19 protein-coding genes, 2 tRNA genes and 1 pseudogene are annotated in these 24,174 nt (G+C 47.0%); 15 read left to right on the top strand and 7 right to left on the bottom strand.

What is annotated here, in order from left to right:
- A pseudogene (locus QZT80_RS03855) lies at positions 1-1,251 on the top strand (glutamate-5-semialdehyde dehydrogenase); the annotation flags it as partial.
- A gap of 120 nt (positions 1,252-1,371) precedes the next feature.
- Here the strand turns inward: QZT80_RS03855 and QZT80_RS03850 are convergent.
- A complete protein-coding gene (locus tag QZT80_RS03850; protein ID WP_295117926.1) occupies positions 1,372-1,569 on the bottom strand; it encodes a hypothetical protein in 198 nt (65 codons plus the stop codon).
- 47 nt (positions 1,570-1,616) lie between these two features.
- Positions 1,617-2,657, bottom strand: a complete 1,041-nt coding sequence (locus QZT80_RS03845; protein ID WP_295117924.1) for a glycosyltransferase family 2 protein — start codon at positions 2,655-2,657, stop codon at positions 1,617-1,619.
- A gap of 159 nt (positions 2,658-2,816) precedes the next feature.
- On the opposite strand from QZT80_RS03845, the gene QZT80_RS03840 reads away from it, so the two are divergent.
- The 6 genes from QZT80_RS03840 to QZT80_RS03815 all read left to right on the top strand — a co-directional run bounded on the left by QZT80_RS03840 (position 2,817) and on the right by QZT80_RS03815 (position 7,104).
- Positions 2,817-3,965, top strand: a complete 1,149-nt coding sequence (locus tag QZT80_RS03840) for a HAMP domain-containing sensor histidine kinase (protein WP_295117922.1) — start codon at positions 2,817-2,819, stop codon at positions 3,963-3,965.
- A 65-nt stretch (positions 3,966-4,030) separates the two neighbouring features.
- Positions 4,031-4,114: transfer RNA gene (locus QZT80_RS03835), tRNA-Leu, on the top strand.
- Between the two features lie 161 nt (positions 4,115-4,275).
- On the top strand, positions 4,276-4,740 hold the full coding sequence (locus QZT80_RS03830; protein ID WP_295117919.1) for a hypothetical protein: 465 nt from the start codon (positions 4,276-4,278) through the stop codon (positions 4,738-4,740).
- Positions 4,737-4,922 carry a hypothetical protein gene (locus QZT80_RS03825; protein WP_295117916.1) on the top strand — a complete coding sequence of 62 codons (186 nt, stop codon included), beginning with the start codon at positions 4,737-4,739 and terminating at the stop codon, positions 4,920-4,922. Before QZT80_RS03830 ends, QZT80_RS03825 begins: the two co-directional genes overlap by 4 nt.
- A 209-nt stretch (positions 4,923-5,131) precedes the next feature.
- Positions 5,132-6,415 carry a DUF2130 domain-containing protein gene (locus QZT80_RS03820; protein ID WP_295117913.1) on the top strand — a complete coding sequence of 428 codons (1,284 nt, stop codon included), beginning with the start codon at positions 5,132-5,134 and terminating at the stop codon, positions 6,413-6,415.
- Positions 6,416-6,486: 71 nt separating this feature from the next.
- Positions 6,487-7,104, top strand: coding sequence for an HAD family phosphatase (locus QZT80_RS03815; protein ID WP_295117910.1), 618 nt, complete (start codon positions 6,487-6,489; stop codon positions 7,102-7,104).
- A 52-nt stretch (positions 7,105-7,156) separates the two neighbouring features.
- On the opposite strand, the gene QZT80_RS03810 is transcribed toward QZT80_RS03815, so the two are convergent.
- A complete protein-coding gene (locus tag QZT80_RS03810) occupies positions 7,157-7,336 on the bottom strand; it encodes a hypothetical protein (RefSeq protein ID WP_295117908.1) in 180 nt (59 codons plus the stop codon).
- A gap of 58 nt (positions 7,337-7,394) precedes the next feature.
- Positions 7,395-7,470 (bottom strand) — tRNA-Gly (locus tag QZT80_RS03805).
- A gap of 224 nt (positions 7,471-7,694) precedes the next feature.
- On the opposite strand from QZT80_RS03805, the gene QZT80_RS03800 reads away from it, so the two are divergent.
- From QZT80_RS03800 to QZT80_RS03785, 4 genes are read left to right on the top strand one after another with little or no spacing between them, the layout of a single operon-like run.
- Positions 7,695-10,406, top strand: coding sequence for a DUF1553 domain-containing protein (locus QZT80_RS03800; protein ID WP_295117905.1), 2,712 nt, complete (start codon positions 7,695-7,697; stop codon positions 10,404-10,406).
- Between the two features lie 6 nt (positions 10,407-10,412).
- Positions 10,413-11,924, top strand: coding sequence for a DUF1501 domain-containing protein (locus QZT80_RS03795; protein ID WP_295117902.1), 1,512 nt, complete (start codon positions 10,413-10,415; stop codon positions 11,922-11,924).
- A gap of 5 nt (positions 11,925-11,929) precedes the next feature.
- Positions 11,930-12,847, top strand: a complete 918-nt coding sequence (locus QZT80_RS03790; protein ID WP_295117899.1) for a sugar phosphate isomerase/epimerase — start codon at positions 11,930-11,932, stop codon at positions 12,845-12,847.
- 3 nt (positions 12,848-12,850) lie between these two features.
- Complete coding sequence (locus QZT80_RS03785; protein WP_295117896.1) at positions 12,851-14,239, top strand: c-type cytochrome domain-containing protein; 1,389 nt, start codon at positions 12,851-12,853, stop codon at positions 14,237-14,239.
- A 50-nt stretch (positions 14,240-14,289) separates the two neighbouring features.
- On the opposite strand, the gene mgrA is transcribed toward QZT80_RS03785, so the two are convergent.
- On the bottom strand, positions 14,290-15,285 hold the full coding sequence (mgrA, locus tag QZT80_RS03780; RefSeq protein WP_295117893.1) for an L-glyceraldehyde 3-phosphate reductase: 996 nt from the start codon (positions 15,283-15,285) through the stop codon (positions 14,290-14,292).
- Positions 15,286-15,762: 477 nt separating this feature from the next.
- On the opposite strand from mgrA, the gene QZT80_RS03775 reads away from it, so the two are divergent.
- From QZT80_RS03775 to QZT80_RS03760, 4 genes are read left to right on the top strand one after another with little or no spacing between them, the layout of a single operon-like run.
- Complete coding sequence (locus QZT80_RS03775; protein WP_295117890.1) at positions 15,763-18,888, top strand: SusC/RagA family TonB-linked outer membrane protein; 3,126 nt, start codon at positions 15,763-15,765, stop codon at positions 18,886-18,888.
- Between the two features lie 18 nt (positions 18,889-18,906).
- Positions 18,907-20,442: a RagB/SusD family nutrient uptake outer membrane protein gene (locus QZT80_RS03770; RefSeq protein ID WP_295117887.1), complete on the top strand. Its 1,536-nt coding sequence runs from the start codon at positions 18,907-18,909 to the stop codon at positions 20,440-20,442.
- Positions 20,443-20,472: 30 nt separating this feature from the next.
- Positions 20,473-21,171 (top strand): hypothetical protein, encoded by a 699-nt coding sequence (locus QZT80_RS03765; protein ID WP_295117885.1) that lies wholly within the window; start codon positions 20,473-20,475, stop codon positions 21,169-21,171.
- A 20-nt stretch (positions 21,172-21,191) separates the two neighbouring features.
- Entirely contained in the window at positions 21,192-22,175 is a 984-nt protein-coding gene (locus QZT80_RS03760) for a DUF5007 domain-containing protein (protein ID WP_295117883.1), read from the top strand.
- 195 nt (positions 22,176-22,370) lie between these two features.
- On the opposite strand, the gene QZT80_RS03755 is transcribed toward QZT80_RS03760, so the two are convergent.
- Both QZT80_RS03755 and QZT80_RS03750 read right to left on the bottom strand, forming a co-directional pair.
- A complete protein-coding gene (locus QZT80_RS03755) occupies positions 22,371-22,820 on the bottom strand; it encodes a lipocalin family protein (RefSeq protein ID WP_295117880.1) in 450 nt (149 codons plus the stop codon).
- Positions 22,821-23,044: 224 nt separating this feature from the next.
- Positions 23,045-24,169, bottom strand: a complete 1,125-nt coding sequence (locus QZT80_RS03750) for a glycoside hydrolase family 18 protein (protein ID WP_295117877.1) — start codon at positions 24,167-24,169, stop codon at positions 23,045-23,047.
- Between the last annotated feature and the right edge of the window lie 5 nt (positions 24,170-24,174).

Below are 24,174 nucleotides of genomic sequence, written 5' to 3'. Positions count from 1 at the left end.
ACAAACATGTCTATACAACTTTTACTGGAACAGGCGCGGGCTGCCACGGCATCTGTACGAAACCTGCAGGATGCCAAAAGGCAGGAACTGTTGCAGCACCTGGCAGCCAGGATACAGGAGAACACAGCCCATATTATCGAAGAAAATAAAAAGGACCTCGAGCGCATGCCAGACGGTGATCCTAAAAAAGACCGCCTGTTACTGAACGCCGACCGTATAGCTGGTCTGTCTTCCAGTTTACGTGAAGTGGCGGGCTTGCCAGATCCCGCCAACCAGGTATTGCTTGAAAGGAAGCTGGAGAACGGACTGTTCATCCAGAAGAAGTCAGTACCCTTAGGCGTGGTGGGCGTTATATACGAATCGCGGCCAAACGTTACGGTGGACGTAGCTTCGCTGTGCATACGTTCGGGCAATGTGTGCGTACTGAGGGGCGGTTCCGACGCTTTTTACACCAACACCGCATTAGTAGCCATTATTCGCGAAGTATTGGAATTGTTTGGGGCCGATGTGAACGCTGTGCAATTATTGCCCGTAGATCGCGCCCTGGTAGCCGATATGCTGAGTGCTGTTAAATATATTGATATCATCATTCCGAGAGGTTCTCAGCAGCTTATTGAGTATGTGCGTGAAAACTCGCGTGTGCCGGTGATTGAAACCGGGGCAGGCGTATGCCATACTTATGTAGAGCAAACCGCCGATCTCCCCAAGGCCGCTGCCATTGTGACGAATGCCAAAGTATCGCGCCCGTCGGTGTGTAATGCGCTGGATACCGTGCTGGTGGACGAGGCGGTGGCCGCTGCATTTTTGCCTTTGGTGGCAGGGCAACTGGCCGGTTATGAGGTGGAAATTTATGCGGATGAGAAAGCCTACCCTATTTTGCAGGCGGCTGGTTACCCCCGTTTGTTTAAAGCCACCGCAGAAGATTTTGGGCGGGAGTTCCTCGATTTCAAATGTTCCGTGAAAGTATTGAACGGACTGAACGAGGCGCTGGCGCACATCCGGGAATATTCCTCTAAACACTCAGAAGCGATTGTTACGCAGGATATGGCGTTGGGCGAAAGGTTTTTGCAGGAGGTAGATGCCGCTGCGGTATATATCAACGCCTCTACACGTTTTACCGATGGTGGCGTGTTCGGTTTGGGAGCAGAAATAGGTATTTCGACCCAGAAGCTGCATGCCCGCGGACCTTTTGCGTTAGAGAAGCTGGTAACAGAAAAGTGGTTTGTAAGAGGAGAGGGGCAGGTTAGGTAGTGTTACTGCCGTTTAAGGGTGCGACGCAACGATGTTAAATAGTATTACCCATGTTGGGCCCATAAAAAAAGCCCCGGAACTTTTCCGGGGCTTTATAGTACGATATACTGTTACAGAAAACTATTTATACTTAGGATTGTACAAGGTGCTTTCAGGAATACTAACCTTTGGTTTGCCTTTGTAACGGTGTTGGTACAGACCATAGCAACCACCCAGGCTACCAGCCAATATACATGCTAACAGCACGTAAAAAAAGAAACGGGAAGATGATACCCAGTTGGCTGTAATGTCCTTCTTATTTTCAACTGTATTCTCCATATGATTATTTTTCGCGTTGCAAACTTACAAAGTAAAATTTCAAATCCCTACTTTTTTTTGCCTGCCAGGTCGGAAAACTTATTCCTGCCCAGGAAATAGTAGCGCCAGATCATGATCCCGTGGAACACCCCTTTTATGCTCAGCAGTTTAGGTTTAGGCAGATCGTTGTCGGCATAACCCGGCCACACCTTACGCCTCCATCCAATATAATGCCGGTAAGCGCGGAAAATGGCCCTTGCGTCGCCCGGTTTCGCCGAAACCAGGCTTTTGGCGGCAGCCAGCAGGTCGAGGAAAAAGCGCTGGGGGAAAATGATGAGTTTATCGCTTGGATGCAGGTTTTTATACAGCATGATCAGGTTATTCCTGAAATTGAGGTACAGTTTCCGTGGATTACCCTGTGGCAGGCTGCCTCCGCCCACATGATACACCCTCGACTCCGGGCAGTAACAAATCCTGTAGCCGGCTCTTTGCAGGCGCCAGCAAAGGTCTACCTCTTCCATATGCGCAAAAAAGAAAGGATCGAACCCGCCTACCTGGTGAAAACAGGCCGACCGGATGAACAGTGCGGCACCAGTTGCCCAGAAGATATCCTGGACGTCGTCGTACTGACCCTTATCTATTTCGGTGGTGTACAGTATGCGGCCACGGCAGAAGGTGTAACCGAGAATATCCATCCAGCCGCCAGCAGCGCCGGCGTACTCAAACTCTTCCTTGTTGGCGAATGCCCGCAATTTTGGCTGACAGGCAGCGATGTTTTTATCGCTTTCCATCAATGTAATAACAGGTTCTATCCAGCCGGCTTCCACTTCCACATCCTGGTTCAGGAGTACATAAATGTCGGCCTTTACCAGTTGGAGCGCTTCATTGTAACCACCTGCAAACCCGCTGTTCTTTTCATTCCGGATAATTTCCACCTGCGGATAATGTGCCTCCGTAAACGACACGCTATCGTCCGTAGAAGCATTGTCGGCCAGTATTATCCTCAGGTTGGCATACGTGGATGCGCATACCGAAGGCAGGAAACGTTCGAGAAAGGATCTCCCGTTCCAGTTCAAAATAACTACCGCAACTGATGGCAATACAGACAAACGTTTGATCGTTTAACGCGTGAAAAGAAATTTAAAGCGCTGCAAATATGCAACAAAGCCAATTAATATATGCAATAAAGTGGTGTTAAATTCCCTGTTTTAAGAGGCACCGCAAAAATATTCCTATATTTAAAACGTTAAAGAACCTTCAAACACAGCATGTTTAAACAGTACCTGGGATGGAAGTTTGTGCTGGTGGCCGTAGCTGCCATCATTATTGCCGCTACCATCTGGTTTGCCAATAATCTTTCCGAGAACATACAACAGGAAGAAACGAAGAAGGTTGCCACCTGGGTGGAAGCCAATAAGGAATTGCTGCAGGCCTCTTCCGACGCCAACCTGAACCTGGCGGTAGAGATTGTGACCAATAACACCACCATCCCATTAATACTTACCGACGAAAAAGGCAACATACTCGATCATCGTAACCTCGATTCGGTGAGCGTGACGCAAAATCCTGCCTATTTAAAGGGGCAGTTAGCGGTGTTTCGTAAACAACATGCGCCGTTCGTAATGCAGGTAGATACCAGCCACAATGCATATAACTTTATTTACTACGGCGATTCGCTGATACTTAAGCAGGTACGTTATTATCCATATATACAACTGATGGTGGTAGCGCTGTTCATTGGCGTAGTTTGGTTCGCTTTATCTTCTACCAACAAGGCTACGCAAAATCAGCTATGGGTGGGTATGGCGAAAGAAACAGCACATCAGCTGGGTACACCATTATCGTCGATCGAAGCCTGGCTGGAAATGTTAAAAGAGAAAGAAGAGAATGCGCCCATTGTAACAGAGTTAAGGAAAGATGTGGATCGTTTGAAACTCATCACCGACCGTTTTTCGAAGATAGGTAGTGTGCCGAACCTGGAGCAACGCGATATTGTGCAACAGATCAATAACATGATGGCCTACATCCGCAAACGTTCGTCGCAGAAGATCGTTTTTTCGCTGGAGAGCAGCGAGCCCGAGATACCTGTAATGATTTCGCCGCCCCTGTTCGACTGGGTGGTAGAGAACCTTTTAAAGAACGCGCTGGATGCAATGGAAGGCAAAGGAAGCATCAGTATTAATATAGAAAGTCACCCCGCGCACACCATTATTGATATCACTGATACCGGCAAAGGCATCCCCAAAGCCATACAGGAAAAGATTTTCAGGCCTGGTTTCAGTACTAAAAAACGAGGCTGGGGATTAGGGCTTTCGCTGGCCAAACGCATTATAGACGAGTATCACAAGGGTCGTTTGTTCGTTCGCGCATCCGAAGTAAACAAGGGTACAACGTTCCGTATCATGTTACGGAAATGAGGAATTTTTAAAAAAGATTTGCTGGTTATGAAAAACAGTTTATTTTTGCACACCCTAAGCAACACGCGGAGGTGGCGAAATTGGTAGACGCGCTACTTTGAGGTGGTAGTGCCTGAAAGGGCTTGAGAGTTCGAATCTCTTCCTCCGCACTGACAAATTGAATAAGACCCACTCTGTAAGGAGTGGGTTTTTTATTTCTCCAATGTTATCTATTTAAGGCAGACGAAATTATTTGTATTGTTAACCCCAAACACCGGCAACCTGCTGCGGGTTAACAATGCGTTTTTCTTTAACGGGATAATGATTTGTTATGAACCTGAAGACTTATAGCTGGGGTGCGGTGAGTGCCGATGGGCTTGAATACGAATTTATAAGCAGAGGGCCTAGGGGAGATATCCGTAAGGTAATACAATTCGTGGAGACCGGGCATCCACTTGTATATAATCTCGCATTCGGCGATTCGCAGAATGATGGAGGAATTGATGACCAGGTAAGAAATGATAACGGCGATCGGAATATGATACTAGCCACCGTTGCAAGTGCCGTGAGAATGTTTTGCGACCGTTATGAAGATGTGTATGTTTTCTTCACAGGCAGCACGCCAGGCAGAACAAGACTGTATAGGATGGCGTTAACAATTCACTTTGACGAGCTGTCTGTTAAATTGGAGATTTACGGTCTTTGTACGCGCCGGTTGACGATGGTTAAATTTGAAAGAGGAGTAGCGTATTTGGGTTTTTTTGTTAAGCGAAAATCAATTAAATTAGATGTATGAAAAAGAAAAAGGACATTAAGCCGGTAAAAGCACTCGGAACCACGTGGGTCTACGATCCGGCTATGGATGCTAAATATTCGGGTAAAGTCTTGTTTCCTGAAAAGCTGGCACTCGCTAATAAATTGCTGGCTAACATAAAGCTTCCGGAGGATCTGGAAGAGGAAGCGCGTCAGGCAAAATAATGGATATTACCACTACTGTATAAATGGACCTGCTCCTCAATGGGGTGGGTTTTTATTTTGAAGAGCAGGTATATACATCAACAGTCTTATCTTCACACCTTGTACAACATCTTTACTTTCAACTGCAAATTCAACTACCTTTACAGCCTGCGCACATACACTGCGCAAGCCGTACTTAGTTTTAAAGTGCTATTAATATCATGTGAATTATGGGAACTTCAATAACCTGTCCTAATTGCAAACATCAATTTGTGATGGAAGATGCGTTTGCCGCAGATATTGAGAAAGAGATGCGTGGCAAAATGGAAGCCGAGTGGCGCAGACGTACCGATGCGCTGAACCTGGAGAAACAGCAGCTGGCCCAAAGGACGCAGCAGCTGGAACAGGAGCGCATTAAACAAACCGAAGACTACGACAGGAGGATACAAGCCGAATTACAGCAGGAGAAACAAAAACTTCAGCAAACACTGTCTGAAGAAATTCGCCGTTCTACAATGGGCGAGTTCGAGAACCGTTTGCAGATGTTGCAACAGGCCAACCAGGACAATGAGGAGAAGCTAAAAGAAGCACGACATAAAGAACTCGACTTCCTGCGCAAAGAACAGGAACTCAAAACCCGTGAAGAGGAGATGGAGCTGAACGTGCAGAAACGTATGCTTGAAGAGCGCAGTCAGATGGCGGAGAAGATCCGCAAAGAGGAATCTGAACGCACCGGGTTAAAGGAAATGGAACTGCAGATGAAAATGAAGGAGCTGGAGAAACAACTCGAAGATCAGCGTAAACTGGCCGAAGAGATGAAGCGTAAGGCCGAACAGGGTTCTATGCAGTTACAGGGCGAAGTGCAGGAATTGGCACTGGAAGAGATGTTACGGATGGCTTTTCCTTTCGATACCGTAAGCGAGGTAGGCAAAGGTGTAAAAGGGGCCGACTGTTTCCAGACGGTGCGTAATAAGTTTGGACAGGAATGCGGTAAAATCATTTATGAAAGCAAACGTACTAAAGAGTTTTCTCCACAATGGGTGGAGAAACTGAAAGCCGATATGCGCAGTCAGGGTGCGGACGTGGCCGTACTGGTTACCCAAACCATGCCAAAGGATTTAGACCGTTTCGGTGAAAGAGATGGTATTTGGATATGCACTTTCGCGGAAGTGAGAAGCCTGGCTTATGTACTGAGAGAAGGGGTGCTGAAAGTTTTTGGAGTGATGAAAACGCAGGATAACAAGGGTGATAAGATGCATCTGCTGTATCATTACCTTACCAGCAGCGAGTTTGCGGAACAATGGAAAGCGATACGCGAAGGTTTTATGGCCATGAAGATATCGATCCAGAAAGAGCGGGATGCGATGGAGAAATTGTGGAAAGCCAGGGAAAAGCAACTGGAAAAAGTGTTGCTGAACGCTGCTCACATTAAAGGCTCCATCGAAGGCATAGCCGGTACCGACTCGGTAGACCTGCGCCTGCTGGAAGACGCTTCGGAGGGTTTCTTAGATTAGTAAACCAGTATTTAACATATTTTTCAATGCCGCTTTTTGATGATTCGAAAGCGGCATTGTATTTTTAAAACATGGAAAATAAAACATACGACACCATCATATTCGATTTAGGCGCCGTGCTGGTCGACTGGAACCCCAGGTATCTTTACCGTAAATTATTTAAAGAAGAAGCCGAAATGGAACACTTCCTGGCTAATGTATGTACCTCCGACTGGAACGAGGAGCAGGATGGCGGGCGTAGTTTGCAGGAAGCAACGGAACTGCTGGTTGCACAGCACCCGGCATTTGAGCCTCAGATACGCGCTTTTTATGGTCGTTGGGTAGAAATGCTGAACGGAGCGCTGGAAGGCACCGTAGAGATATTTAAAACGCTTAAGGAAAGCGGTCGTTATAAAATTTACGCCCTCACCAACTGGTCGGGCGAAACGTTCCCGATCGCTTTAGAAACATATCCTTTCTTTGCCTGGTTTGATGGAATACTGGTATCCGGCGACGAAAAAATGCGTAAACCACATGCTGCATTTTACCAGCTGTTACTCGATCGTTTTAATATCGATCCGAAGCATGCTATTTTTATCGATGATAACTTACGTAATGTGAAAGCGGCGGAGCAGCATGGTATTGAAACGATACATTTTACATCGTCGGAGGAGCTGGAAGTGGCTTTAAAAGGGAGAGGAATTTTGTAGGATAATTCAGGAACAGACAGAGTGGGTTGGTGTATACACCGGCCCACTTTTTTTATTTGGCTAACAGGATAACGAGGTATACGCCGGCCAGCACCAGGTGAAGTATGCCTGCCCAGCGCACGAGCGACCTTCTGCGAATTGATTTAGGGTCGTCGGTGACAGGTATTTTCCTGGCGCCTACAGTTAATAAAATGCCGATAGTTAGTGGGAGTAAGATTTGAATGTAATTCATGAAACAGGCAGGCGTTACTACAAATAAAAAAGCCTGATCTATTGATCAGGCTTTTTACTGGAGCGGAAGACCGGGCTCGAACCGGCCACCCCGACCTTGGCAAGGTCGTGCTCTACCAAATGAGCTACTTCCGCGTGTTTTTTAAGAACTGTTTTCCCGTTTTGGGATTGCAAAGATAGGAAACAGAATATATTCGCCAAATATTTTTTCAAAAAAAGTATAGATTTTTCCTGGAAGCCGTTCGTGTAAAGAGTTAGGAGAAGTTGAAATCTGTTTGTACATTGTTGACAACGTTAAGATCTATAGAAGAACATTCCACGGAGGGATACTCATTTTTATCACCAACTTTCAAAGAGCAATGATGCTTTCTTTGGTTCATCGCAAACTTTTTTGGGTAACCTTGTTGCTTGCAGCGGCGATGGTATTTATTACCTGTACATTTAATCAGCGTAAAGTTGATTTTAGTGCCGATGTAAAACCCATTATCAACAAAAAATGTATCAGTTGCCACGGCGGCGTGAAAAAGCAGGGCGGTTTCAGCCTGTTGTTCCGCGAAGAAGCATTGGATACTACCGAATCTGGTAAACCAGCTATTATTCCCGGTCATCCCGAAAAAAGCGAAATGATCCGTCGCCTGACCCTGGACGATCCCGAAGAACGGATGCCGTATGATCACGAGCCGCTCAGCAAAGAAGAAATTAATATCCTCACGGCCTGGGTGAAACAGGGCGCTGAATGGGGCGAACACTGGGCATATGTGCCGCTTAAACCGGTGGAAGTGCCGGAAACAAAAGATCCCTGGGTACGCAACGATATCGACCGCTTCATTTTATCGAAACTGGAAACAGAAGATATGAAGCCATCGCCGCAGGCCGATAAAGCAACCTTACTGCGCCGTGTAAGCCTCGACCTTACCGGTATGCCTGCCCCCGAAAGTGTTGCCCGCCAGTTTTTCAATGACAGCAGTGATAAAGCATACGAGGTACTGGTAGATTCCCTGTTGGCCTCCCCGCATTTCGGAGAACGCTGGACGGCCATGTGGATGGACCTCGCCCGTTATGCAGATACCAAAGGGTACGAACGCGACGACAGTCGCAGTATATGGCGTTACCGCGACTGGCTGATACAATCTTTCAATGAAGATAAACCCTACGACCGTTTTATCACAGAGCAGGTGGCCGGCGACCTGTTGCCGCAGCCTACAGACATGCAGTACATTGCCACGGCCTTTCAGCGCAACACACTCACCAACGACGAAGGCGGTACCGATAACGAGGAGTTTCGTACCGCTGCCGTAATGGACCGCGTAAATGCCACCTGGGAAGCGCTGATGGGTACCACCTTTGCCTGCGTGCAATGCCACAGCCATCCTTACGACCCGTTCGTACACGACGAGTACTACAGTTTCCTTGCCTACTTTAATAACACGCGCGATGAGGATACTTATGCTGATTATCCCTTACTGCGCGAATACAAAGCTGGCGACAGCATCAAATATGAAAAACTGCGTACCTGGTTAACTACTAATACCAGCGCAGCTGATCAGCAGAAAATTCTTCACTTCGTTAAAACAACCGATCCGGCGTATAATTCTTTAACAACGGATAGTTTCGAAAATTGTGAACTGAACGATACAAAATGGCTGGCTATGCGCAACCATTCTGTAGCACGGCTCAGGGATGTAGATCTTACGCAAAAAGATCAGTTGTTGTTCCGTTATGCAAGCTGGATACCGGATGGTATATTGGAATTGCATGCAGACAAACGCGACGGACCATTACTCTGCAAAATCAAAATGCCCAAATCAAATGGCTGGCAACTAATGCAGGTGCCACTGCAGGCCATGGATGGTAAACATGATATCTGGTTCACTTATAGTGGAGCATCTCTTAAAAAAGATGCCGGTGGTATGCAGTTTGACTGGTTACATTTTACCCAGCCCTTCCCCGGCAATGATAAACCGGGCGCAGACAGTGCTTACAACAGTTACCTCGCCCTTATAAACACGCCTGACGCCACGACCACACCCATCATGATGGATAATGCCGTTTACATGCAACGCCCAACAAATGTGTTTGAACGTGGCAACTGGTTAGTGAAAGGAGCGCAGGTAAAACCTGGTGTACCTAAATCATTGCAGGTGGCTATGCCTGCCGATGCACCCAATAATCGGCTGGGACTGGCTATGTGGATGACCAGCCCTAAAAACCCACTGGTGAGCCGCACGATGGTGAACCGAATGTGGGAACAGTTATTTGGCACCGGCATCGTAGAAACGCTCGAAGACCTTGGCACACAAGGCGCATCGCCTACGCATCGCGAATTACTTGATCATCTTTCTTTACAATTTATCAATACGCAGCACTGGAGTACGAAGCAGTTACTTAAAACAATGGTGATGAGCGCCACCTACCGGCAGGATTCGCGGATAACGGATGATGCAAAGGAGAAAGATCTGTTCAATAAATTTTATGCCCGTGGCCCGCGTGTGCGGTTAAGTGCGGAACAGGTGCGCGACCAGGCACTGTGTGTAAGTAATACCATGTATGCAAAAATGTACGGCCCCAGCGTGTTCCCATATCAACCTAAAGGAATATGGCAGTCGCCCTGGAACGGTAAAGAGTGGATCATGAGCACCGGTAATGAAATGTACCGCCGTGCTGTATACACCTACTGGAAACGTTCTTCGCCCTATCCCGCTATGATCACTTTTGACGGAACGGCCAGAGAGGTATGTACACCCAGGCGCATCCGTACCAATACACCGTTACAGGCGCTTGTAACGCTAAACGATCCTGCATTCCTCGACCTGGCCAGGCACTTTGCGGCACGTATGAAAAAAGAGGGTGGGGAAGAACTAAAGGCGCAGATCGCCAAAGGATATGAGTTGATGTTGTACAAACCCTTATCTGCCGAAAAACTGCAGGCATTGGAAACATTGTACCAAAGCGCTTATGCTGGCTATCAGACAGCTGCCGACAGTACATTGGGCAATAATCCAAAAGATGCTGCCCTCACCGTGGTGGCCAACGCATTATTTAATCTGGACGAAGCAGTGACCAAAAACTAACGCACCATGACCCAGCAGGAACTACATAATCAAAGGTTGTTAAAAGAGGCGGAAGAACACGTGATGCGTTTGCAGACACGCCGGCATTTCTTAAAAGAAAGCGCCATGGGGCTCGGCGGATTAGCGATAGGCGCCTTACTCGGCGGCTGTGGGAACGGCGCAGCGCCGGCAGTACCCTCCGTTGCTTTCGATCCGGCGCATCCGATGTTACCGAAGTTGCCACCGTTTGCCGGCAAAGCTAAAAGTGTGATTTACCTGCACATGGCCGGCGCTCCCTCGCAGCTTGAACTTTTCGACTATAAACCCGAGCTGCAAAAGCTGGACGGACAGGATTGTCCGCAGTCGCTGCTGGAAGGCAAACGTTTCGCATTTATAAGAGGCGTACCTAAAATGCTGGGCCCGCAGGCAAAGTTTGAACAACGCGGGCAGAGCGGTGCATGGGTAAGTGATTTGTTGCCTCACCTGTCGGGCGTGGTGGATGAAGTAAGTTTTCTGAAAGCGGTAACCACCGATCAGTTTAACCACGGGCCCGCTCAGTTGTTGGTGCATACAGGATCGGCGCGGCTGGGCCGTCCGAGTTTAGGTTCATGGGTAACCTACGGACTGGGTTCCGAAAACGAGAACCTGCCCGGTTTTGTGGTGCTTACCAGCGGCGGTAAAAATCCCGATGCGGGTAAAAGTGTGTGGGGAAGCGGCTTTTTGCCCAGTGTATACCAGGGCGTACAATGCCGGAGCGAAGGCGCGCCCGTTTTATTCCTCGACGATCCTAAAGGCATGAGCCGCGACTTGCGTAAAGCTTCTATTGATGCCATCAATAAGGTAAACCAGCAATCGTATAAAGAATTTAATGATCCGGAAATCCTTTCCCGTATCTCCCAATATGAAATGGCTTACCGTATGCAGATTGCGGTGCCGGAAGTAATGGACATCCGCGGCGAACCGGATTATATACATGAGATGTATGGCACCAAACCGGGGCAGGCATCTTTTGCTAATAATGTACTGCTGGCGCGTAAGCTGGTGGAAAAAGGCGTACGCTTTGTACAGCTGTTCGATTGGGGATGGGATACACATGGTACAGGCGCCGACCTGGCCATTGACATCGGTTTGGTAAATAAGTGCCGCGAAACTGATAAGGCTGTAACCGCGCTGCTGCTGGACCTTAAACAGAGAGGATTACTGGATGAAACATTGGTGGTATGGGGCGGTGAATTTGGTCGCACACCCATGATGGAAAACCGCGATGGTAAACAGAACCCTTTCCTTGGCCGCGATCACCATACCGACGCATTTACCATCTGGATGGCCGGCGGCGGTATCAAAAAAGGTCATGTACACGGCGAAACAGATGAAATAGGATATAGCGCCATCAGTGGAAAAGTAGATGTGTTTGATGTGCAGGCAACTATCCTGAACCAACTCGGGTTTGATCACGAAAAATTTACTTATCCGTTCCAGGGAAGACCTTTCCGCCTTACAGATGTTAAAGGAAAGGTGATAAAAGACATAATTGCATAAACACTATGGCTCAAAACAGGCGAGAATTTATTGGTACAACAACGGCGGCTGCCGCAGCAATGTTTCTTTCTTCCCTTGATGCGGTGGCTGTTACAAAGGCTGAGCCAGGGTTTCAGTTGAAGGTGATGGGGACAGACTGGGGGTATGGAGGTACAATAGAAGAACTATGTGCCGCTGTAAAAAAAGAAGGGTACGATGGTCTGGAACTTTGGTGGCCAGGCGAACAGGAAAAAGCAGACCGTATGTTTGCTGCGTTAAAGAAGTACGGACTGGCTGTAGGTTTCCTGTGCGGCGGTTCACAGTCTGACTTTAACACGCATCTCGACTATTTTAAAAAGAGTATTGACGCCGCAGCGTATAACAAAGTGCAGCGTCCTCTATATATCAACTGTCACTCTGGCCGCGACTACTTTAGCTTTGAGCAGAACCAGGCTTTCCTGGAACATACGCAGGCATTGTCGAAAAGCACCGGCATAAAAATATGCCATGAATCGCACCGTTCGCGTATGTTGTTCGCCGCGCCGGTAGCCAGGCATTATCTAGAAAAAGACCCCGCTTTAAGAATGACCCTCGACGTATCGCATTGGTGTAACGTAAGCGAAAGCCTGTTGCAAGACCAGTCTGAAACGATGGACATGGTATTGCCTCGCGTAGATCATATACACGCGCGTATTGGCCATCCGCAGGGGCCGCAGGTAAACGATCCCCGGGCACCGGAGTGGGAGCGGGCCGTTAAAGCGCATTTCGCCTGGTGGGATAAAATAGTAGAAATGAAAAAGCAAAAAGGCGAAACCATGACCATCCTTACCGAATTTGGTCCGCCCGATTATATGCCCGTACAACCTTATACCCGCAAGCCACTGGCCGATCAATGGGCGATTAATGTATACATGATGCAGACTTTGCGTAAACGTTATCAGTAAAAAATGGGCACATTTATCTCCTTTACCGGCAGGTTTCACCCGCTGCTCGTGCATTTGCCAATAGGTATTCTTTTGATGGCGTTGTTGTTGCAATGGTTGTCTTACTCACAAAAATTTAAAGCACTGCAACCCGCAGTGCCTGTAACATTACTGATAGGCGCTTTGGCCGCATTGTTTTCCTGCATCACAGGTTACCTGCTTTCGCTGAGTGGCGAGTACGATAAAGCTACACTCAATGTGCATATGTGGATGGGCATTGGCGTGGCAGTGCTAGCCGGGCTATTGTATGTGCTTACCATACGGGGACGACGTTTGCTCGTAAACGTTACAGGGGCGTTATTGCTGTTGTTTATTTCGGTAGCCGGTCACTACGGAGGTTCGCTTACACATGGCTCCGATTATTTGTCCTTTTCGTTCGATGAAGAAGAAGGAAGTAAATCTGTTCGTAAACCCATTGCCGATATACCGAATGCGATAGTTTATACAGATATTATTCAGCCTGTGTTCCAGGAGAAGTGTTATTCCTGCCACGGTGCTACAAAACAAAAGGGTAATCTCCGGATGGATGTTGCAGGGTTGCTGATGAAAGGCGGTAAAACGGGGCCCGCGATCGTTGCCGGCAATGCTACAGAGAGTGAGTTGATGCGTCGTTTGTTACTGGAGCCGGAGGAAAAGAAACACATGCCGCCAAAAGAAAAACCGCAACTTACGGAGCAGGAAATTGCCTTACTACATTGGTGGATCAATAATGGTGCATCTTTGGATAAAAAGGTGAAAGAAACAACACCCGATGCTAAAATAAGCCCGATACTGGCGGCATTGCAGGGTGGTAGTGTAGAGGAAGCTGATATTACGGCGACGCCTGTAGTAGCTGCCGCTACGAAAGATGTGCAGGCCCTTCGCGCAGCGGGTGCCACCGTTATGCCTATATCGCAGGGAAGTAATTACCTGGAAGTAAGTTTCGTCGCCAGTACACAAATCAGTGATACCATCGCTAAGTTATTCATACCACTAAAGCAGCAGATCGTTTCTCTGAAACTGAGTAATACCGGCATGTCAGATGCCGTAATGCCTGCCATCGCACAATGCAAAGCACTCTTACGCCTCCATCTCGATCATACGCGAATTACCGATAAAGCCTTGCCGCAAATGACCGGGTTAACCAATCTTCGGCACCTCAACCTCGTAGGTACAGAAGTAACAGCTGATGGTGTAAGGGCACTTAAAGTTTTGCCTGCATTAAAGGCCGTGTACCTGTTTCAAACCAAAGTGGACAGAAACGGCTGGGCGGCTTTACAGCAGGCGTTCCCGCATACAAGCCTCGATTCGGGCGGTTATATTGTGAAAACACTGCCTGGCGATACGACTAAATTTACCAAGCCTGCAAAATAAAAGAGCGCTGGCAATCATTGATGCCAACGCTCTCCATATAAAATCAACAATTATTTCAGGATCGCTTCTATTGCATCCAGTTCGGCTGCGCTGTAATCCAGGTTATTCAGCGAAGCCAGGTTATTGTCCAGTTGTTGTACAGAACTGGCGCCGATCAGTACGGTGGTAATACGTTTATCTTTCAGTAACCACGAAAGCGCCATTTGCGCGAGCGACTGCCCGCGTTTACCCGCCAGTTCATTCAGCTTACGGATCTTACCAATTTTTTCTTCGGTGATCTCATCTGATTGCAGGTGCCCTGTAACCTTGCCTGCGCGTGAGTTTGCGGGAATACCATTCAGGTATTTATCGGTAAGCATGCCTTGTGCAAGTGGTGAGAACGGAATGCAGCCTACACCGTATTTTTCCAGCACATCCAGCAAACCGCCTTCCACCCATCTTTCAAACATATTGTATTTAGGCTGATGAATAAGGCAGGGCGTGCCAAGTGATTGCAGAATTTTTACCGCTGTTTCTGTTTCGCTGGCCGAGTAGTTGGATAAGCCTACGTACAGGGCTTTGCCCTGGCGCACAATGCTGTCCAGCGCGCCCATTGTTTCTTCGATCGGTGTGTCGGGATCGGGGCGGTGTGAGTAGAAGATATCTACATAATCCAGTCCCATACGCTGCAAACTCTGATCAAGACTGGAGATGAGATATTTGCGTGAACCGAAGTCGCCGTAAGGGCCGGGCCACATGGTATATCCGGCTTTAGAAGAAATGATCAGTTCATCTCTTAAGTATCCTGGAAAATCCTTTTTAAGGATAGTGCCGAAATTTTCTTCCGCAGAACCAGGCGTAGGGCCGTAGTTATTAGCGAGGTCGAAATGTGTAATGCCTTTATCGAAAGCGCGGCGGACGATTGAGCGGCCGTTATCGAAAACATCTACTGAACCGAAATTATGCCATAAACCTAATGAAACGGCTGGCAGTTTGATGCCGCTTTTGCCGCAGCGGTTGTACGGGATCTGTTCGTACCTGTTTTGTGCTGGTGTGTATTGTTGCATGACTGTTTTTAATATGCCTAAGATGAATGGACTAATATAATAGATTGAATTTGAAATAAGAAGTAGTCACGTAGCCAGTAATGCATTACAAGAAAAACTATATCAGGGGTTTTGGTCGATCAGCAGGCTTTTGGGGTGAGTATTAAGTATAAATGTGGATAAATTCTCAGGGCCGAGCTATTTATAAAATATGAAATATTCTTGTATCCGGGTAAACTAAAATTATCCAGTTATTATAAACTAGTAGCATTTTAACATTAATTATCCTCCCCTTTCCGCATGCCAAATACCTATACTAGTCTGATCATCGGTTAATTTAAACAGTTGGCCGGTTGCAAATCCGATTTAGCATTGTAACTTAGGATAGCGCTTTATATCTTAACACTATGTTAAAATTCGGTAAGATCATGTTTATTTCCGTCAACGTTTAGATTCAACCAGTCAGTAAATTCACACTTATCAACCAAATTCTAAGTCATGATGAAAAAAGTTTACTTATTCGTCCTGCTTTGTATTCTCATATCTCCCTATGTGAATGCGCAGGCGGTAAAGGTCATCGGTACAGTAACCGATGGCAAAGATGCCTTACCGGGCGTGACGGTAAGGGTTAAAGGCACCAACACAGGGACCGCAACAGACGACAAGGGGAAATTTTCCTTAAATGTTCCCGCCGCAGCCACTTTAGAAATTTCGTTTATTGGCTATGAAACAAAAACGCTTAAAGTAGCAGGAGAGGGTAGCCTTAACGTCAAACTGGAACCGTCGAACAGTACGCTACAGGAATCGGTGATTATCGGTTATCAGAAAGTAACGCGTAAAACTACTACCGCAGCAATTTCCAGTATCTCCGGAAAAGAATTACAGAACCAGCCGGCGGCCAGCTTCGATCAGATGTTGCAGGGTCGTTTGTCGGGTGTGAACGTACAGAACTATACCGGTATGCCAGGCGCGCGTACCAGCGTATCTGTTCGCGGTAATTCACTTGTAAACAGCAGTTACGACCAAAACAACGTGGTAAACAATCCACTTTATGTTGTAGATGGTGTGCCGCTGCCCACAGAATCGTACGAAGGACCAACGGGCGGCTCGGCCTCCAACTACCTCGCAGGCATTAACCCCATGGACATTGAGAGCATCGACGTATTAAAAGATGCATCTGCCGCAGCGATCTACGGCTCCAGGGCAGCCAACGGGGTAATATTGATCACCACTAAAAAGGGTACCAGCGGCCGCACGAGAGTAGGTGTGAGTGCTTACACAGGTTACATTACCCGTCCGGAATTGCGTGATGCAACTATGGGCGTAACCGAGCGTCGTCAGAAAATGGACCTGATCGATCCACTGACCCTTACACAGAAACGTAATTTGCCGTACATTTTAACAGACAGTCTTAACCCGGCATATAACGCTAACACGGACTGGCAGAATTTGTTCTTCCAGCGCGGATTGATCACCAATGCGGATATGAATATCAGCGGTGGTGGCGAACAATCAAGCTATCGGTTCAGCCTGGGTTACTACGATGAGGACGGTATCATTAAAGCTACCGGTTTTTCCAGGTACACTGCCCGCTTTACCCTCAACGCCAGGGCGCTTGATAATAAACTGGACATCAATCCTATTATTACTTATTTCCGCTCTGATAAAGATCGTGGTAATGGTGATGACAATGTGCCTATGTCGCTGGGTGCAGGTAACATGCCTTCTTCGCTGTTGGCACTGGACCCGGAATTAAAGGACGCATTACTGGGTGCTTACGATAAAATGCTGGACAAGAACATTGATAATAATATGTCCTTTGCACTCAACCTCGGACTTTCTATCACTCCACACTTACGTCTTGCTTCTCAAAACTCTTATATCTACCAGGTAGCCCGTAGAGATCAGAATATGCCTAACTCCCTGACAGGTAACGGTAACACCTCTGCCTCGTTCAACTCTACCAGGTCAACCATGTTGTCATCCAACTTTATTACCTACTCTAATACTTTTGGTAAACATACTTTGAGTGCAGTGGTGGGTACGGATATTAACTTTGATCAGTATCAGGCAATGGCTGCCAGCGGTACAAACGGTGTGTCCGACCAAATCCAGATCATCGGTGGTTTTCAGAAAATAAATACGGACGTGGGCGCTTCGTATGACGCGTTTGGCCTGTTATCTTACTACGCACGTTTAGCGTATGACTTCGACACCAAATACATCTTCTCCTTTAGCGGACGTTATGACGGGTCTTCAAAATTCGGTAAGAATAATAAATGGGGTTTCTTCCCGTCTGCATCAGCTGCCTGGCTGCTGTCTGAAGAAGGTTTCCTGAAAAACAACACCCTGTTCTCACTCGTTAAAGTAAGAGCAAGTTATGGTAGCTCCGGTGCCCTGCCTAAAGAAAATTATCTGCAGTATAACCTGTACCGTGTGAATAATGGCGCATTTAACGGAAATAACGGAGCCACTTCGTACGACGGTGTTTCTGCCGTAACACCAGATTTTAGCCAGGCCGCTCAGGATAATCTCAGCTGGGAGAAATCTGATATGTGGAACGTGGGTCTTGACCTGGAAGTGCAGAAAGGTAAATATTCCGCAGCGATCGATGTATATAACAAGGAAAACTCACTTCAGTTATTCAGCATCACACTGCCTTACACCTCTGGTTACAACAACTCTCTCACCAACTCCCTTGGTGTGCGTAACTACGGTTTGGATTTAACGATCGCGGCAAACCCGCTGCCTTCTACCAGCAAAGTAAAATGGTTCAGCAGGTTAGTACTGTCTTATAATAAAGGTGAGATCACCGCATTACCTAATGGCGGCCGCGACCTCGTATTCACATCCGGCGACAGGTTCGATAAACTGCACATCATGTCTGTAGGGGCGCCTGTAAACGCTTTCTATCTTTTACAGACAAAAGGTGTATATGTAGATGACGATGCTGTTCCAGGTAATCCTTACACTGGTGATAAGTTCAGGAACCCGAACTACATCTACAAAGGCGGCGACTTTATCTTCGCGGACCTTGATGGTGACTTTAATGTAGATATTTTCAATGATGGTATTAACCCTGACAAAAAGGCGATGGGTAATCCTAATCCGCTTTACACCGGTGGTTTCTACAACTCATTTAACTGGAAAAGCTTCGATTTGAGCGTTTTCTGTACTTACACGTTCAAACGTGATGTAATGAACATTTTCGAAGCAGACCAGTTCAGCAACTCAACTACCAACGCACTCGGCTTCGTAGGTGCCAGCACACCCGATATCTCTAAACTTGATATCTGGAGAAAACCAGGCGATAAAGCTACCTATGCGAAGTTTGACTACGGTACTTATGGTTATTACTATACTTCGGCCCAGTCGTTCTTTATGGAGCCAGGTGGTTACTTCCGTGTGAAAAACATCACCCTCAGCTACAACGTTACCGCCAATCTGCTGAGAAAACTGAAGCTCGACCGGTTCAGAGTATATGCTATGATGGACAATGTACTGATGATCCAGAAGTCCAAAAAATTACCTGATGCAGAAAACGTGAATCAGTATGGTGAGTATGATGGTGGTGGTTATCCCATCCCTAAGAAATACACACTGGGTATCGACCTCAATTTCTAACGGGTAAATTAGTCTGACATGAAAACGAAGAAAATGAAACTACGCATCTTAGCAATATTAGCAGCGACTGTACTGGGTACAGCTTCCTGCACTAAAATCCTGAACCAGGAGCCTAAGAACTCTACCTACTCAGAGAAATTCTGGCAAACCGGCCGTGACGCCAGGTATGCACTGGCAGGCAACTACTCGCTGCTGCGTTCTGCACTGAGTACGGGCTGGCGCTATAATATGTATGGCGATGGTTTGGCCAAAGCCTACTATGTAATTGATTATGAAGGAGACGGTCTGGAAGGTATTCAGGGTGGTGACTTCACTTTCCAGTACAACGTGAACACTTACGGCAACTGGGCCGATTTCTTTAAAGTGATCACGATGAGCAATGAAATTATCGCACGTATCCCGAAAATGACGGATGCAATGGTGAGTGATGATGATGAAGGTGATTCTGATCCCGTGAAATTCAGGAATAAACTGGTAGGGCAGGCGCTGTTCATTCGTGCTTACACCTATTTTACAATGACCCGCATCTGGGGTGATGTGCCTTTGGTACTGGAAGCGTATGCCGACCCGATTACCGCGCCTCAGTTACCTCGTACGCCTAAAGCCGAAGTATTGGCACAGATCATCAAGGACGCGCAGGAGGCTGCAAGTTTGATGAGATGGGGTTACGACTCTTACACCGTTGGTGCAGGGCCGGTAATGGCGAACAAAGGCGCTGCTTACGCATTGCTTGCTCACGCCTACCTTTGGAGAGCAACTACGGCTAATCTTTCTACGGTTAACCTGGCGGATGTGCATAGCGCAGATACAACCATTGCACAAGTAATGGCATATGGCGGATATTCTCACACCGATACCTCTGGTGCCAACTATTACAGGACCTTCATCGGCAAATCCAGCGAAGGCATTTTCGAGATTGCCATGGCAGAAGATCAGTTGGAAGGATCTAACAATAGTATTGGTATGAAGTTCCTGCGAAATGATTACCTGGCAGGAAAAGGTGCCGCAAACCGTATGGCCGTGCAGCCAAGCTACTTCGAGAGCCATTATCCCGATTCGCTTATGCCAGACGTACGTTATACAAAAAACTTCGACTTCTGGGATAATCCACGTCCAATGTGCCGCAAATTCAGCAATGTTATTTACCGCAGGCCTGGTAAAAAAGAAGATCCATACTTAAGCAACAATATGATCATCTTCCGCCTTACCGACCTGGAACTGCTGAGAGCTGAGATCGCGATTTATGAGGGCCGCCTGCATGACGCGTATGATGTTATTAACGTTGTACGTAAGAGAAATGGTGCCCCCGAGTATCCCGATCTGAATTATACCAAGTCACAAATGATAGAGTATTATATCAATGAAAGAGGCCGTGAGTTGTACCTCGAAGGTCATAATTTTTATGATATCGTTCGTACCGGTGCAACACACATTGTAGATTGGCTTACCGCTCAAAGACGCTTACAGGAAGGGTTTTACTGGCCCGTGGACCCACGCCTTTTCAGAGGCAACCCATTCCTCCTGCAAACATCTTTCTGGCGCGGAAGAGTGTAATAAACGATATCAAAACTCAAAAACAAGTGTATGAAAAAGAAACTCACGATAGCAACCGTTTTATTGATCGTTTTTGCAGCCACCTTCCAGGCCTGTAAAAAAGATGATTATAAAAATGATGGCGGCCTCCATAATGCGAAAGTAGATATGACCACGTACGATTATCTGAAATCCAAAAAAGGGATTTTCGATTCGCTCGTTTACCTGATCGACAGGGCCGGACTTAAAGAAATGGTGAATAGCGATATTACTTTTTTCGCTGCTACCAACTACGCAGTAGTAGACTTTATGAAGGCGAAAAAGATTATCCGCGACCAGATCTACAATGACGAAAATATGCCCTATTCAATGGATAGCATTCCTTTGCAGGTGCTGAAAGACTCGTTACTGACTTACATGTTTCCCGGCAAGATTAACCGCGACCAGATGACTGTTGCAGGTAAAGTGCTGGACAGTAAACTGGGAGCCATTCCGAATACGAAGTTTATCATCCGGCTGTCGCGCCGCGAGGATTATGGCGCCTATCTTAAATATGTAGATTACGTTCAGCTGGGTAAAATAATCGGCACCAGGGATGACGAGCAGGCCGATCCGGACAATGTGCCGCCTGAGGAAAAGGATATTATCGAAGACTGTCAGACTTCCGGTATTATTACCAACACAGGTATCATACATGTTATGTTTGGCAATCATCACCTGTTCTTTAACTCAGAACGTACCAGTAACTAACCTTTTTAAACTTATCTAAGATGAAAAAGATTATTGTATCAATAGCCATACTAGGCGCAGTGGTTGCAGGTTGCGAAAAGGTTACGCCTGGCTTCCTCAGCTCGCAGATGCGTTATAAGGACACCGCAGTATACTGCAAAAGGGGCTTTACGCTCGCTCAGTCGGAAAGGGTGAATGCAGATGAGTCGACACCGCCTATTACATTTAAACTGATGAACCTTACCGATGATGCTACGGGAAAACCCGCCCCCGCCGAGTTTTTTAACGACTACGATGTAGTTGTTTTTAAAGAAGGTATGTCGTTCAATCCGGAAACAGATACAACGTTGGCGGCTTTGAACACTAAAAGGGAAACTCAAAAACTGAAGCCGATGTACTTCAATGAAGTGAGCGGCCAGTTTACCTTTAATAAGGCATCGGTTAATTTGCCACTTGGCAGTTACAGCTTCGATATGGAAGTTAGCAACGTGGCCGGCAAAAAGACTTTTGAGAAGTTCTCAAAAATAAAAGTAGTAGATCCTACCACTGATGATATTTTCCAGGTGAATGCTACTGCTGCCGCTGTGTTCAGCGATGCTACCGGTGCCTCTGTCGGCATTCGTAACCCGGTGCTTAATATCACCAAACTTTCCGGTGATGGCGCTCGTTTGATCCTGAAGGTGTCTGACAAAAACGGCAAAGCCTTCAATCCGAAAAACGGCGAAGTGATCAGGCGCGGCGATAGGCCTGTTTTTGAGAACTATGCCAGGTTTAATCCGGTTATTTTCACCGACACTGCAATGATTTGTGATTTCGAAGTAGCGCCATTCCCGCTTGCGTCGTATATAGATAACACAGGTTATAACTGGGGTGGACTCATGTATTACCGTATCCCCAGCCAGTTTGTAACGGTTGATGGGTATCCTCAGGGTGGTTATTCACTGAATCCCCGCTGGGACTTCAAAGTAAAACTCGAAGGCACTTACCTGCTGGAAATCGTTTGCTCTGACGCGGTTCATAAATAACAGCGACTGTTAAGTAACAACGGCTTTAATAAAATAAAAAACACAACAGACAGTAATGTTTGTTGTGTTTTTTATTTAGAGAGTACGATGGAAGACCTTCTGGCTTACGCCGGCTACCGGCACGTAGCGGCGCATCACCAGAAACAAATCCGTCCCGCAAAAGCGGGACGGCGGTTCTCCTTTAAACGTTAACACCTACTTCCTTTTGAGGACAAGTGTCAGCGTTACTTCGCCCTGTTCTTCTGTATCTACTACATCAGACACTTTAAGGGTGGAGCCATCTACCGAAATGAATTTAAAAGTTTCGCCGGAAATTTCTATGTTCGATCCGTCTATAGACCATTCTGTATTTGTTGATTGTGTTGCCTGAGGATCGCATTTAGTAGCGCCTTCATTTTCTTCCAGCACGTTATCGGCTTTAAATACGAGGTAGTCGTCTTTTACGCAGGTAGCAAGATGCGTAAATCCATCTGTCGTAGGTTCGCCACCAACTTCCCAGGTTATTGGTTTACTGGAAGTAATCGACTGGAAGCCCCATTTGCCGATTATTTTTTCTTTGATCGTTTTGGGTTTGTCGTCGTCCTTGTCGCAGGAAAACAATACAGCTGCCAAAGCCAATGGCAGGGCTAATTTTAACTTGTTCATGTTTAAAAGTTCTTTAGAGTTAATACCGTTTAAGGGATCAAGTATGGTAGAGAACAAATTCACCGGGACAGGTAGTATTGGGGTTCTTTTACGATGCAAACATAGTACAGGCAATGGGCACAACAAACAGCACTTCACTGAAATGAAGATTCTACATGGTGGGTTGTAAATAAATGGGTGTGATATGAAAAAGCCCCGTCGTATTTGGACGGGGCTTCGTGTCGTTATCTCAGTTCTTTATTGATGCAATGCAGCAGATACCCCTTTGGATCGCTGCTGTATTCCCAGAACATCACACCTGCCAGCTCCTGTTGTTTTACGTAGGCGCATTTGTGTTGTACGGAGTTATCATCATCATAAGTAAGAAATATATTTTTAAGAGGATGGAACAGGTAAGGCGCTTTGGCGCTATCGTCCCAGTAACGAACATAACCGCCGCTGGTAAGCAAACTGTCTTTGATCTGCGTATAACCGCCGCCGCGAACGCCTTTTACAGGTTTGCGGTTAAGGCCATTGTTTTCTGCATCCTTCATTTGCCATGCGCGGCCATAAAACGCAATGCCCATCACAATTTTGCTGGCAGGAACACCCGCCTCTATGTATAAACGGATACTACGATCGGCGGAGGACCCGCCAGCATCGCCGGTAGCAGCATATAAGTTAGTATGATGGCCGGCAGTGGTTGAACCTTCCGTTTTGTAATCGTAGGTCATAATGTTCACATAGTCGAGGTATTGCTGGGCCTTATCCATTTCAGTATGGTCTACACAGGATTTGGAGCCGCCAACCGCAGTGGTAAGCAGGTACTTTTTTCCGGTTTGTCGCTGAAGTGTATCCAGCGATGCGCGTATCGCTTTAAACATCAGGGTGAAGTTTTGTTTGTCTTCCGGGCGGTAAACGTTACCCTCTTCGCCGGGTATACCAGGGTATTCCCAATCAATGTCTACACCGTCCAGCTTGTATTTGCGAACGATGTCCACGGCTGTATGGGCGAACAGCCGACGACCGGCTTCAGTAAGTACCGCGTCCGAAAAGTTCTCGCTCCAGGCCCAGCCGCCAATGGAAATCAGTATTTTAAGGGAAGGGTTGATGGTTTTGAGGGTGTTCAGTTTCCTGAAGTTCACCGTGTCTGTACGCTCGTTCGTAAGCCAGGCGCGGCCTTTGTCAATGTTTACGAAGGCGTAATTGATGTGGGTGAGCTGCGCGGCATTGATCGTCGAAACGTCTACCAGTCCGCGATACCCGCCAACATAACCAATTACCACTTTAGGCAGGGGAGCTGCGGGGCGAAACGCCAAACCTAACAGCAGGAGGGCCAGCACAGGGCCATAGTATTTTACATAACGCATCACTA

Origin of the sequence: uncultured Chitinophaga sp., from assembly GCF_902168175.1 — a bacterium.
Lineage (GTDB): Bacteria > Bacteroidota > Bacteroidia > Chitinophagales > Chitinophagaceae > Chitinophaga.
Note: the sequence above shows the minus strand (reverse complement) of the source record. Positions and strands in the feature narration are given on the sequence as shown.